Here is a 14,283-nt window from a genome sequence, read left to right as displayed (position 1 = left end):
TAATTCGAATGCTACAAAACCAAAAAAAGAGCCAGCAATCCAATTGCCGACTCCATCTCATATCCAAATATTATATCCCTGCCCCATGGCAATTCTTATACTTCTTCCCGCTTCCGCAAGGACATGGGTCATTCCGTCCAACATTCTCTTTATTTACCTTCGGCTTCTTCTTCACAGCCTCGCCGTCTTCCTTTGGGTTTACGGCATGGCCCTGGGCGACCTCTTGGCGCTCAAGGTTATTGCGAATTTCCGCTTTCATGATGTACATGGCCGCTTCATCCTCAATTGACTCCACCATTGCCTCGAACATTGCAAGGCCTTCATGCTGGTATTCGCGTAAAGGATCCGTTTGTCCGTAAGCCCGCAGGTGAATCCCTTGGCGAAGCTGGTCCATCGCATCGATGTGGTCAATCCATTTTGAATCGACAGCACGCAATGTAACAACCTTTTCAAACTCGCGCATTTGCTCAGGTGACAGAAGCTCTTCTTTTTCCTCGTAGTGCTCTTTACACTTAGAAAAAATAAACTCGGTCATCTCTTCCTGGTCCTTGCCGCGCAAGTCTTCAACCGTCACAGCGCCTTCCCCAAGCAAGTTTGCATGGGCAAAGTCGACAATCCCTTTAAGATTCCATTCTTCTTCATCCATATGTCCAGGCGCATTGACCTCAACATGGCGCTGAATGGAGCGCAAAATCATATTCTGGACAATTTCACGTAAATTCTCGGATTCGAGTACCTCATCACGCTGCGTATAAATAATCTCGCGCTGCTGACGAAGCACATCATCATATTGCAATAGCTGTTTCCGGGCATCAAAGTTGTTGCCCTCTACGCGTTTCTGCGCACTTTCCACAGCCCGAGATACCATTTTACTTTGAATTGGCTGGGTATCATCCATGCCAAGTTTTTGCATCATTGCTTTCATGTTGTCAGAACCGAAGCGGCGCATCAATTCATCTTCCATGGATAAGTAGAACTGAGTGATACCAGGGTCCCCTTGACGTCCGGAACGACCGCGCAGCTGGTTATCAATACGTCGGCTCTCGTGACGCTCGGTACCAATTACTGCAAGTCCGCCCAGCTCTTTAACACCTTCGCCAAGTTTAATATCGGTACCACGTCCGGCCATGTTCGTCGCAATCGTGACCGCTCCTGCCTGACCCGCTTCTAAGATAATTTCCGCTTCACGTGCATGGTTTTTCGCGTTCAAGACATTATGGCGAACACCCTTTTTCAAAAGCAACCGGGAAATCAGTTCAGATGTTTCAATTGCGACCGTACCCACAAGTACAGGCTGTCCTTTTTGATGGCGCTCGGCGATATCCTCGACAACAGCATTGAACTTGCCTGCCATTGATGCGTAGATTAAATCGGCACGGTCATCTCGGGCAATTGGACGATTCGTCGGAATGACGATAACGTTCATATTGTAAATGTTGCGGAATTCTTCTTCTTCTGTTTTCGCTGTACCAGTCATCCCAGATAGTTTTTCATACATGCGGAAGTAGTTCTGGAACGTAATGGTTGCCATCGTCATGCTTTCGTTTTGGATCTCGACGCCTTCCTTTGCTTCGATTGCCTGGTGTAAGCCTTCGCTATAGCGGCGGCCTTTCATCAAACGGCCGGTAAACTGGTCAACGATGACAATTTCGCCGTCCTGAACGACATAATCAACATCGAGGTGCATCGTCACAATCGCTTTCAGCGCCTGGTTGATATGGTGGTTCAAGGTCACATGTGACATATCAAACAGGTTGTCAATGCCAAAAGCCTTCTCTGCCTTGCTAATGCCTTCTTCCGTCAGCATAACCGCTTTAGTTTTTTCATCGTACGTATAATCATGGTCTCTTCTCAGCGTACGGACAAACGCATTTGCCTGCATATAGAGAACCGTGGACTTCTGGGCAGACCCAGAAATAATTAATGGTGTCCGCGCTTCGTCAATTAAAATTGAGTCAACCTCGTCGATTACTGCAAAAAAGAGTGGTCGCTGTACCTTTTGTTCCTTATAAAGGACCATATTATCACGCAGGTAGTCGAAACCGAACTCGTTATTCGTACCATACGTAATATCGCAGGAATAGGCAGCTTGTTTTTCATCCTTATCCATGCTGTTTAAGTTCAAACCGACGGTCAGCCCCAAAAATTCATACAGCTGTCCCATTTCGGTGGCGTCACGGCTTGCCAGGTATTCGTTGACCGTGACAACATGAACGCCTTTTCCGGACAAAGCATTCAAGTAAACGGGCATTGTCGCCGTTAATGTTTTACCTTCACCGGTCTTCATCTCGGAAATATTACCCTCGTGGAGAGAAATACCACCCATCAGCTGAACATGGTATGGATAAAGGCCAAGCACGCGGCGGGCACCCTCACGGACAACCGCAAACGCCTCAACCAATAGGTCATCAAGCGTTTCGCCCTTTTGGTAGCGGGCCTTGAACTCTTCCGTTTTTTCACGCAGCTGCTCATCGGTCAATCGTTCGGTTTCCGAGGCAAGCGCATCAACTTTTACAGCCAGCTTGTCCAGCCGTTTCAACTCACGTTTATTTAGGTCAAACACTTTATTTAAAATCCCCATATTTGATGAAACGCTCCTTTTATCTGAGACTCAAAAGCATTTTTAGAAAAAATGAATCCAATAAAAATCTCTAATTTTCCTATTTAATCTTACCATTTCCACTATGCAGGTGACAACAATGGAAGAAACACAGCAAAAATTCCCGGATATACGTCCCATTATCCACTTCAATTATGGCAAATCTGTGAAAAATGTATAGAACTTATCGGTTGCCTTTAAGAGTCTATGATTGTTTGTATATTTTTAAATATTAATGTATAAAAATAAGTTCTAATGCAGTTTTTCACTCTGTGTATATTGTTAACTAAACCTCTATATTACAACGTTTATATGTTGTTTATTGAGCTAATTGTATCAATTCTGTGAATGTAAAAATATTCACAAATTGTACATTGGATTCTCCTTTTTAATGTAAGATACTACCTTTAGAGAGGTAGCAATGGAAAATAAATAGAGAACCAATCAAATATGGGAAGGGTGAGGAAAATGGCCTTTTGGGGGAAAAAGAAAAAAGAAACCGATCCCGATGCAAGAGAAGATAGAAAAAAGGTGGGCCTATTTCGCAGACTTTGGCAAAAAGTCAGAAACATAGATTGGAAGGATCCGGTCACAAGATGGAAAGTCATGTTCATTTCACTAATAGGGTTGATTGTAATTGGAGGCGGTAGCTATGGTGCACTGGCCATCACCAACTCGCCGGCGTTCTGCTCAAGCTGTCACGAAATGGCACCAGAATACTCAACCTTTACGGCCAGTGCTCACAATAATATCACGTGTGTCCAGTGCCATATCAAGCCGGGCACCATCAACATGCTGACTCACAAGGTTAAGTCGTTGAAAGAAGTTTACTATCACGTTACCGGGGTGCCGGAACAAATTGTCCAAACAGAAGATGAGGTTGTTTCGAACGAGAATTGTATGCAATGTCACTCCAAGAACCGCCTTGTCACCGCTTCAGGTGACCTAAAGGTTAATCACAAAGGGCATATTGAAGAAGGCATTCCATGTATCTCCTGCCATGCCGGTGTCGTTCACGCCAAGATGGCAGCCCGCGGCATCAATACGGACGAGGTTCGTGGCAATTTTACGAAAGAAACCGCTGAAAAGATTATGGAAAAGAAATATCTGCGCCCGAATATGGGTACTTGTATCGACTGCCATGACAAAGTAAACAACGGAGAAAAGCCTTGGAAAGATGTAGCCTACCTTGTTCCGCCAAATCCGGAGGAAGTAGAGAAGAAGATTGATGAAACTAAAAAAGAATCAGTCGGTGAAACTGCGAAGGAAACAACAGCAAAACCTGCAGAAGGAACTTCCGGAAGCGGAACGGCTGAAGAATTAGCAAAGGCCCATGAAGAAAAAACGCAGGAGCTAATTTTACAAGCAATCGGTAAGCAGCAAAAGGACGTTAAAATCTCAATGTCCTGTGAAACCTGTCATAAAAAATTAAACATTCCTAAAACGCATAAAGCAGTTGATTGGAATCAGAACCACGGTACGACAGCCATTCAAAAGCTGGATCAATGTATGAACTGCCACCAGGATTCCAAGTGGATAAGAGAAATTCCGAAGGAAGACATCATTTCCTTGCTCAAAATGGGCAATGAAAAGGTTAAATACACACCAAACGTAACACTTGCAAAAGATCAGGCCCGGACCAATAAATTCTGCGCCGCTTGTCACGCCGACCGTCCTGAAGGTCACGGTGAAAGCGATCAGTGGCTGACCGCTCACGCTGACAAAGCAAAAGCAGCAGATCAAAAAGCAGAATGCTTTGTCTGTCATGATCGTGAAAAACCGGCAGCCGACTCAACTAGTGCTAAGGCACCGACAGATGTTTATTGTCAATACTGCCACAGAACAGGGTTTAAAGATGAAGTTAAAAATTAATCAATCAAAAATGGAGGGACGCATTATGGATGATGAAGAAAAAGAAACACGAACGGCCCCTCCCCGTTTTCGCTATAGAGGATTTAAATTTCTGACGCTGGCATTGTTCTTCCTGGCCCTGTTCGTCTTTCTCGGATTTTCAGGGCTGGAGGCGTCCTCTGGCTCAAAGTTTTGCGCTTCCTGTCATGAGATGAAACCAGAATATTATACCTGGAAAGCCTCCACGCACAGCGAAGTGGAATGTGCCAATTGCCATATTGGGTCAGGGGTCGAAAATGTAGCGAAGGATAAAGCCGAGGGGCTATTAAAGGTTTATAAGAAAGAAGCAAATACGTATACTGCGCCAATTCAGATGCCAAAAGAGATTCCAAATTCAGCCTGCGAGTCATGCCATAATATGAAAACCCGTGAGGTAACCAGCTCAGGGGATATCATAATCCCGCACGATAAACACCTTGCGAAGGATATCAAGTGTACCCAGTGTCACAGCGGAGTGGCTCACGGAAAAATTGCGGAACGGAATGTGACGTTTAAATCTGATTACTCAAAGTGGGATACAGCACTAGGCAAACAGATGATGAGTGATGTGAAGTTTACCAGGACGAAGATGGAAACGTGTATGGAATGTCATGAGCTTCGTAACGTCTCCAATGCATGTGAGACATGCCATAATACTGGAATGGAGCCTAAATCGCACAAGAAGGCTGATTTCAAAACAAAAAATCATGGCACTTTAGCAAAAGAGGATATTAAAAGCTGCAATAAATGCCATGGACTTATGTCCGAAACAGAAGTAGAAGGCATAAAAGAGGAGCCGGCTTCACAGCAATTTTTAAGTAATGGAGCGACCAAATCAAAACAAGTGTCGGCTCAGGACTATGCAAAAGAAAACACATTTTGCCAAAACTGCCATACGACGAAACCAGAAACTCACGTAAAAGGATTCGTCAATATACATGGTGCAACAGCAAAAGATAGCAAGGAAAAATGTCTTGCCTGCCACGATTACCAAAAAACAGGTTTCAATGCTAGTAAGACTATTGCATGCAGCAGCTGTCATCCGGCCATGCATGATGGGAAAAACTATAAGGAACGCCATCCAATTGACATTACAGGGGTTACAGCACCGACTGAACAGTGCTATACCTGTCACAACAAGCCGAAATGTACATCTTGCCATAAAGAATAATAGTAATTAACCAGATTAGGAGGGCGAACATGGAAGCGAAATTACAGCCTAATGCCCAGGAACCTACGAGGAGTACCCAAAAAGAAAAAAAAATAAAAACCGACCGTTTTAAATGGTGGCAATCCCTTATTCTCCTTGTGGGAACCTTGGCAATATGTTTATCTGCAGGCTATTACATTAGTGAAAGATATTTGTGGAACCAGAAGGATGACGAAATTGCCAAACAATTGACCTATAATAAAACGCTTGTAGAGCAAAAACCAAATGATCCGAGCCTAAGGGTTCAGCTTGGCTATACCTACTTCTTAAAGGGTGAAAATGACAACGCCATTAAGGAATATAAAACAGCAAAAAACCTAGACAAAAATTTTTATGCGGCTTACCTAAACTTAGCCATTGTATATGACCAAGAGAATAGAACCGATGACGCATTGCAAATGGCCACCAAAGCTGCGAAGCTGGCACCGCAGGACTATAAAAGTCTTTTACTAAAAGCTAGAAGCTATAGAAAGCTAAAAATGTATAAAGAAGCAACAGCTGCATTGGAACAAGCAAATCGTTTCAAACCGGGCAATACAGATGTTATTTATGAGACTGGCTTAGTAGCGGAAGACCAAGGAAAGCTAAAAGAGGCAGAGGACATCTACAAAGAATCACTTTCTTACGACCCTACCTTTAAACCGGCAATCAAAGCATTGGATCGCATAAAGTCTAAAAACAAATAATGAAGGAGATGGAAATGCCATGAAAAAGAAGACCACCTATATATGGATGGGATCCATAGTGGCACTTAGCATCGTGCTGTTTGCAGTCATCTACTTTTTCCATCTTCAGGATGACGCAATAAAAGTAGCAGATAATTTGAAGACTGGCGGGGAACCAACCTTAAGTTACTATATTCAAGGAGATTTGAATGATCCTCTTGAGAAACCGATGGATGTAACAAAAGTTGGAGAATTCGTTTATGTGACCGACACAAATCACAAACAGGTTCAAGTTTTTGATAGGTCTGGCACACCAGTTTTTAAATTCGGCAAAGAGGGCACTGATAAAGGACAATTTGAATTTCCTTACGGCATTGCCGGGGATAAGGATGGAAACATCTATGTAGCAGACCTATACAATGCCAACATATCCATCTTTAATGAAAAGGGAAAATTCATCAAATACTTTGAAGTGGCCGATAAAGCAGATCAATTAAAAGGTCCAGGAGGTTTACGGATATATAACAATCAGCTTTATGTAACTGATATTCCAAATAATAGAGTGGTAGTTTTTGATTTACAAGGCAAAAAAACGCTTGAGATCACTACTGCAACAGGAAAAGAAGACCTTCTCAATGCGCCGAATGCAGTGACCGTTGACGATGACAAGAATATCTATGTCTCCGATACAGGAAAGCAACGACTGGTTGTCTATGATAAAACAGGAAAATATAAGCGCACTATCAATGGCTCAGCAGACAATAAAGGCAACTCCAAGTTTGTTAATCCACGAGGAATTGGGGTAGCATCAAACGGTACGCTGTTAATGGTTGACAACATGACCCATTATGTTTATGGCTTTGACAAGGATGGAAAGCAAATTTTCCAATTTGGCGGAATCGGAAGTGACAAAAACCAATTTTACCTTCCTAACGGATTATTCGTTGATGACAAAGGTGAAGTGTTAATTACGGATACAGTAAACGCTAGGGTAGGCTTTTATTACTAATATACTTATTGCATTTAAGGAGGTGATGCCTTAATAGAAGAAAAGATGAGGTTTTCAGATTAATAGAGAGAGAAAAGAGAAAAGAGCAAGAAAACAGGGAGGTTTTCTGGAATGAGTAAGTTTAAACTCAGCTTCTCACTAGTCTTAACGATTATTCTAGTGGGAATACTTAGCACTTCTGTATTTGCTAGAGGCGCCTTTTGGGGCAGCTTATCTGGCGATAACAGCGGATGGTCATTTAAATTTATCAACACTAGCGATGAAGCTAAAGATTTCACTGTAAAAGTTTATTCAAACGAAGATGGTTATACCGATACGTTGTATACATCTCCTGAAAAAACAGCAGTAGCTCCTCACCCAGAACCAACTGGGGCTGCGAGCGAATATGTAACAATTACTGTTACACCGGATAATGTTAATTTCCAACTTGGTGTCATATACAAATTTGTCCTTGTTGATGTAACAGGTGACACTGAACTAGCAACTGAAACAAAATACGGTGTTACAACTGTAAATGATACTAATAAGAAATTGTATAACGTAGCTGATGACCCTGGAATGGTAGACGTTGACGGTTCGGGACTTGTAAACGCCAACCATACCGGCGTACCTGGAGCTGCCAGCAAAGGCGGCAATAAGCACGGTTTCTACCAAAACAACACAAACTCTTGCGCGGCCTGTCACCAAACTCACACTGCTGCTCAAGGAGAAGCTTTATTGTTTAAAGATGGCGTATACAGCACATGTTCAGCTTGTCATGATGGTACAACAGGTGCATATAATGCATTTGCAACATCGACAGCAGAAACTACAAAAGAAATCGCAGGTACTTTTAACATTAAAACCGATTCCGCACACAACGGTTCACTTCACCAATCTGACGGCTCAATTACTGTAAGTGCTGCTCCTGGTGGAGGCAAATCACAAGCAGTATGGGGTGGAGAATTTAACTGTGCAAGCTGCCACGCACCGCACGGAGCAGGTTCGACAATGGAAAACAACTTAAACATGGACCCACTAGGCTGGGGCGGAGTTGAATACAAAGCATTACCAACTGATGTAACACTTGACAATGCAACTGATGCTCAAAAAGATTCTTTAAACGGTAAATTATTCAAGGATCTTACTATCATCGATTTAGATTCCAATCCAGCTGGATTAGCTTCATTCATTAAGCCATATGTTGTTGCTAAGAAAACTATAACAGCTGCTGACCTTTCTACAGATAAAACAAAAGAAGGTTACATGTATTCTCGTGCAGGTGTTCAGGTAGGTCAAAAGGTTATCCAAACATACAGATGGAGTGGCAAAGCTTATGTTAAAGACTTCTCTCTATGGTTAAGAGGTTCCAGCCGCGAAGCTGCTAATACAGTCTTAACTGGTGCTCCTGCTACTGGTCTTACAATTGTTTGGAGAGATGGTTTTGCATTTGGTGCTACCACATCTGTTGATACAGTTACTAAGGCACAAATCTCTTTAGGTATTGATGTTGAAACTACTACTAATATTAGATCATTATTTGATAGTGGTTTTGCAAATTACATTTATGACAGTGGTACAGAAATGAGCAAATACTGTGCATCTTGTCACACTGACTATTTGTCTAACGTACGTACTAACTTAACTGGTACTTATACTCAAGCACATCGCCATACAACTGGTAAGGACAATTTAACTTGCGTACGCTGTCACTACGGTCACGGTACTGATGCTACAATCATGAAAGATTCCAACGATGAATCTTACTTTGAAGGCGATCATGAAGGACAGTTGGATTATTATGTAGATCCGAACCCATCTTCTGCATTAAAACGTTATACTGGTATGTCAGTATGTTACGCTTGTCACGGTTCTGGCGGTCAGTTCATCAACAACCCTGCCAACGAAGCAATTGATGGACCTACTAATGCTGTTTATGGTAGCCATGCAGTTGTTGATGTAAACGGAGTTCAATATGACGATGGTGAAGCTCCATTAAAACCAGGCCAACCAGGTACTAGAGAATAAAAAAAGCCAACAAATAGCGCCACTACTTGTTAGCTTTTGACAAAGTATATTTTAATTCTCACAAAGAGCAGGGCAGCAATTTCTGTTGCCTTGCTTTAATTTTATTATCCTATATCGGACACAAAATTGTCAAACTTTTCGACAAAATATCGTCAATAAATTGCTTCATTTCTGCCCCAATTTCCACCTATCTTCACTGCTATAATAGATGTGTAATCCCTGTAATAACTCTACACCCTACATAAAATACATAAATCCATAATAAGCGAGATGATATCTGGTGAAAGTCTTCCCCTTGTATAATAAATCCTATATTTATATTTTCATGATAGTTCTGCTTTTGGGAACTACGATTCTATCGTTTCCGTCGATTGATGCATACTCTGCCAGTGATCCTGCCATAACAATTGAATCCCCTGTCTCGAATGAGGAACTTTCTACTCAAAATGTTGTGATTTTAGGCTCATATACTTCTGAGTTTCCAAAGTCCGAATTGTCATTTACGGCTTCCGAGGATGGAGTCGAAATTGCAGATTCCAATTGGCAGATTGATGAAACAAATCACAAATGGATTTTTTCAACATCCGCCTTATCAGAAGGAGCTCATGCTATTACTATTAAATTGGAAGAATCATCATCAACATCCAATCCTGCAACGGCATCTATCGCTTTTACAATAAAAATACCAACCGTAATTGTAAAACCTGCTATTTCCATAACAACACCATCAACATCTGAAATTTTTGATTCAACAAATATTCTAATCTCAGGAACCTACACTGCTGATGAACCAAAAACAAACTTGATGTTTACTCTGTTAGAAAACGGAAATAAGATTTCCGATTCGTCCGCCAATGCAGGCGATTGGACGATTGATGAATCCAGTTCGCCGAAACAGTGGACTTTTTCTACAAAGACATTGCTGGAAGGTAATCATACCGTATCGGTGGAAATTACCGATAAAGTAACAGGTGAAATTGCTAGTGCAACAACGTCCTTTATCCTGGCTTTAACTAGACCATACATTGGCGATGCAAAAATTATCTTCCCAGACAATTCGGAAAAAAAGTCCGAAGATTTAACCAGCGTTCCGCTTAATGCGAAAATCAAGATAACTGTTGTTGACGACCAAAGAATGGATCAGCTTAAAAGCAAAATTGACACTGGCAGCTATAACCCTATCAAAATAATATGGGGATCGGGTTCTATTAAAGGAACGACTCAAATCGGTGAGCCAGTTTTAAAAAATAATAAATATTATTACGATATCACCTTTACTCCTGCTGCTGGTGAATTAAAAATAAACAGGACATATCTAGTGTACCTAGATTCCGAACTTGTTGATGATTTGGAAAATCCGGTATTTACGAAGTTTTTTAAAATTACAACCAAGACAAATGCCGATTGGGATGATATTGACAAGCAGAATCACACATCGTCCAATCCTCATGGACATTACAAGTTGAATACAAATATGTGTGCATCTTGTCACAGTACACATACGGATTCACCATATGATAAGTTGGATGGTAAAAGTGAAATGGCTCCTTCCCGAGAAGGTGGTTCCTATCTTATTGATTTTAATGAAAATTCAAATGGAAAAGATTCACAAAACTACTGTATGGCCTGTCATGACGGTACTACGAATGCACCGCTAATTGACGGAATAACAAGTAAGTACCATCATGATAATCCGGTTGAGTATTCATCAACTGGAAAGGACAATTTAAAGGAAGCAACATCATGCACCAGCTGTCATAACCCTCATGCGGAATGGTCAGAGGAAAACCCGAATTTGCTAAAAGACCATTATGTCTATAAACATAATTCGGAAGATCAAGAGAAAATGGGAGCCACCCCATTAACGGTGGACAGTTTGGATACATCTTGTGAAACTTGTCATGATAATACGATAAATTTTGCTGGAATACCTGCGGATAAAGGAATGTATGAGCTATTAAAATATAACAAGTCTTTAACTGCATTAGGCACTGAAACAACTAAATTTAATCAACCTACAGATCTTGATGTTCCTAACAAAACGATTTCAGATTATTCCTTATGCCTAAGGTGCCATAATCTTGATAAGAAAAAACAAAATAAGGTTAGTTCAGATATTGAATCCTTTTATCTTGATGCCAATTCTGGCCATAATTTTAGCCTTCCGGTGAATGCAACTACTCAAAGAGATGGCAGCCAATTAAATGGCCCAATCCCATGTGCGGAATGCCATGTAACACATGGATCGAACAATCTGTATAATTTGCGGGAAATATTGGGTAATAATCCAACGGTAACTGATAAATATGAAACTTCAGGGACGAAATGGAATACGGTAGATGAACGGGAGTTCTGTACCAAATGCCATAATGGGTCAACTGAAATTTACGGTATAAAGGGCAATGCGATTTATGATGATGCAGGTCAGGCCATCAATTCAATCGTTGGCCATAATAAAAATGATATTGATCAGGCATGTTCTAAATGCCATAGCACCAATAATTCATTTATCGAGGCCGCCCATGCACCTAAGAAGAAGCCGTAAAAAAACGAGAGGGAAAATTCCTCTCGTTTTTGTGCGTTTGGGAAAGAAAATAATATTAGCATCTTTAAAATGGGTATAAATACCCATAAAAGATAATTACATAAGTAAAAAGGCTCAATATCGATATTTTGGCAGGATTATATTTACATTGAGACTCCTCATTACCGTGTGTTTTTCTGTTTTTAAATTCTTTGTATTATCCAAAATTAGTGAATTAGATCTACTAATTTTAGATCTTTTTTAATCAATAAAACAAAAGGGGGGATAGGATGGAAAATGCCATTTGTTTTAAAGAAAAGTAAATAGAGAAGAGAGACAAAACATGTCTCACAAAATGGGGGAGTTTTAAGATGAGTCGTAAATCGGTTGGTATCAGCGTGGTGTTTATTGCTGCTATATTGATGCTAAGCACATTTTATGTTTCCGCTTTAAGTAACAATTTTTCGAATTACAAGCCTTCCAGTAATGGTACGACTACCGTTTCAAATCCGGATATATCTACCTATGTAAAAAGTGCAAATGATTTGGATGATCAAAGCTTGAGCATGAAAATAAACGGCACTCAGGTAAATGCCCAATTTTCGTACAAAGTCGAACGCAAGGAAGGGACCATCTTCTATAAAGCATCCGATTTAAAGGATGGAACCAACACGGTAGAAGTCAGCATTAATGACAATGCAGGGAACACTCTTAATGATTCCTGGTCCTTTATCGTAAAGGAAGCGCCTAAGTTCAGTAATATCAGTCCTGCAGATAAAAGTGAACAGGCTAGTTTGAGTCAATTATCTGCAACAATAAAGGACAATACAGCAGTTGATTGGAGTTCTGTAAAGCTCAAATTAAATAATAGTTATGTGAGCACTGCTTCCATAAATATTAACCCCGAAACTGGTACTGTAACATATAATAGAAATTTTGCCAGTGGCAGTTACACTGCGGCTCTGGAAGCAAAAGATATTAACGGTAATTTAAGCACGAAAACATGGAGTTTTATTGTTGATAACACAGCACCAGTTCTTGATTATTTTAGCGGCTTAACCAATGGGGCCACCCTTACTAACAGCACCTTGAATATATCAGCGAGATTAAAGGATTTAACGGAAATTAAGGATAATGTGAGTTTAACGTTGGATGGAATGCCGGTAAGTTTTGACTTTAAATATGAAGGATATCAGGATTATCGTGATTATGTTGTTACATCCAAGAAAACAGCTTATATTACGTATACCGGAACAATCCGTAATGGTGAACATACTCTGTCATTATATACTGAAGATAAATGGGGCAACAGCATGACCCGAAACTGGAAGTTTACCGTTGCAGTCAAACCTGTAGTTTCAGATGCAACACCTTTTAAATACGGAGTAGATAATTTAAAGCCTGCTATTTCTGCGGTAGTAACATCACCAAACGGGTCTGTTAATGCCGATTCAATCGTAGTGAAATTGGACGGACAACCTCTGGACTTCCAATATGATGCAGTTTCTGGCTTAGTAAGTTACACTCCTTCCGAAAACTTGGAGAATGAAGCATATCATACTGTTTACGTTTCAGCGACTGACCTTTCCGGTATATCTATCACAAAAGAGTGGAAATTCTATACCAATACCTACCCAGATATGAAGGATTCAAATATTTCCAACTGTACTACCTGTCATCCGGCGAATAGCTTTGCGGGAAGCAACGGAGACTTGGAAAATGTTCATATCAAAAAGCTATATTTTAATGGAACACATTCAAACAATCGTTGTGATAACTGTCACAATTATATATCCGTCCCGTCTAACTGCAGTCAGTGCCATGAAGACCCTGATGGGACATTTGCTTACGCGCCACACGGATCTTCACCATCGATCAAATATCAGCCAACCAATGTTGATCCTACAATGCCGTTAAGGGTAACGGAGAATCGTGAAATGAATGACTGTATCCTTTGCCACCAGCCAGGATCACAGGTCAAAGGCTATACAGGGTATCAGTCTACACCAACTAGACTTTTGAACAATCACGATATTCCGGAACTTCATAAGGCAAATAATGAACCAGATTGTACAGGATGTCACGCTAAATCACTAACACATGAACATGCCCGTGATGGCAGACAAGATGCAAATGGCAACCCAATCACTTGCAATACTTGTCACCAAAGTACGAATCCAGCAGTTGTGCAAGCGATTAAAGATAAAAATACATCTTGTACATCCTGCCACTCTAGGGATACTGTCCATAAGGACATCCATTCGAAGTGTGCAAACTGTCACTCGAAGGGCAGCTATGAAGATTCACATGCGAATTAATTCACAATCGCAAAAATAGATAAAGGAGCTTCCCAGAAAGTCATATTATTTGGCTTTCTGG

8 protein-coding genes are annotated in these 14,283 nt (G+C 40.9%); 7 read left to right on the top strand and 1 reads right to left on the bottom strand.

Features of this window, described 5'->3' with window-relative positions:
* Positions 1 to 70 precede the first annotated feature (70 nt).
* Positions 71 to 2,581 carry a preprotein translocase subunit SecA gene (gene secA / locus ACZ5B7_RS26575; RefSeq protein ID WP_464491578.1) on the bottom strand — a complete coding sequence of 837 codons (2,511 nt, stop codon included), beginning with the start codon at positions 2,579 to 2,581 and terminating at the stop codon, positions 71 to 73.
* Positions 2,582 to 3,067: 486 nt separating this feature from the next.
* Here secA and ACZ5B7_RS26570 point away from each other — a divergent pair, with 486 nt between their 5' ends.
* From ACZ5B7_RS26570 to ACZ5B7_RS26540, 7 genes are all read left to right on the top strand, one after another.
* Positions 3,068 to 4,471 (top strand): NapC/NirT family cytochrome c, encoded by a 1,404-nt coding sequence (locus tag ACZ5B7_RS26570; RefSeq protein WP_464491577.1) that lies wholly within the window; start codon positions 3,068 to 3,070, stop codon positions 4,469 to 4,471.
* Positions 4,472 to 4,496: 25 nt separating this feature from the next.
* A complete protein-coding gene (locus ACZ5B7_RS26565) occupies positions 4,497 to 5,660 on the top strand; it encodes a cytochrome c3 family protein (protein WP_464491576.1) in 1,164 nt (387 codons plus the stop codon).
* A 29-nt stretch (positions 5,661 to 5,689) separates the two neighbouring features.
* Positions 5,690 to 6,385: a tetratricopeptide repeat protein gene (locus tag ACZ5B7_RS26560; protein WP_464491575.1), complete on the top strand. Its 696-nt coding sequence runs from the start codon at positions 5,690 to 5,692 to the stop codon at positions 6,383 to 6,385.
* A 19-nt stretch (positions 6,386 to 6,404) separates the two neighbouring features.
* Positions 6,405 to 7,373 carry a 6-bladed beta-propeller gene (locus ACZ5B7_RS26555; protein WP_464491574.1) on the top strand — a complete coding sequence of 323 codons (969 nt, stop codon included), beginning with the start codon at positions 6,405 to 6,407 and terminating at the stop codon, positions 7,371 to 7,373.
* 111 nt (positions 7,374 to 7,484) lie between these two features.
* On the top strand, positions 7,485 to 9,380 hold the full coding sequence (locus ACZ5B7_RS26550; RefSeq protein ID WP_464491573.1) for a cytochrome c3 family protein: 1,896 nt from the start codon (positions 7,485 to 7,487) through the stop codon (positions 9,378 to 9,380).
* A gap of 340 nt (positions 9,381 to 9,720) precedes the next feature.
* The gene (locus ACZ5B7_RS26545; protein WP_464491572.1) at positions 9,721 to 11,925 is read left to right on the top strand and encodes a multiheme c-type cytochrome; all 2,205 of its coding nucleotides are present in this window, start codon (positions 9,721 to 9,723) and stop codon (positions 11,923 to 11,925) included.
* Between the two features lie 350 nt (positions 11,926 to 12,275).
* Positions 12,276 to 14,222: a hypothetical protein gene (locus ACZ5B7_RS26540; protein ID WP_464491571.1), complete on the top strand. Its 1,947-nt coding sequence runs from the start codon at positions 12,276 to 12,278 to the stop codon at positions 14,220 to 14,222.
* Positions 14,223 to 14,283: the final 61 nt, after the last annotated feature.

The organism is Neobacillus sp. S1115 (assembly GCF_055385565.1).
The sequence above is the reverse complement of the archived record's forward strand: the minus strand, read 5'-3'. Positions and strand labels throughout refer to the sequence as shown.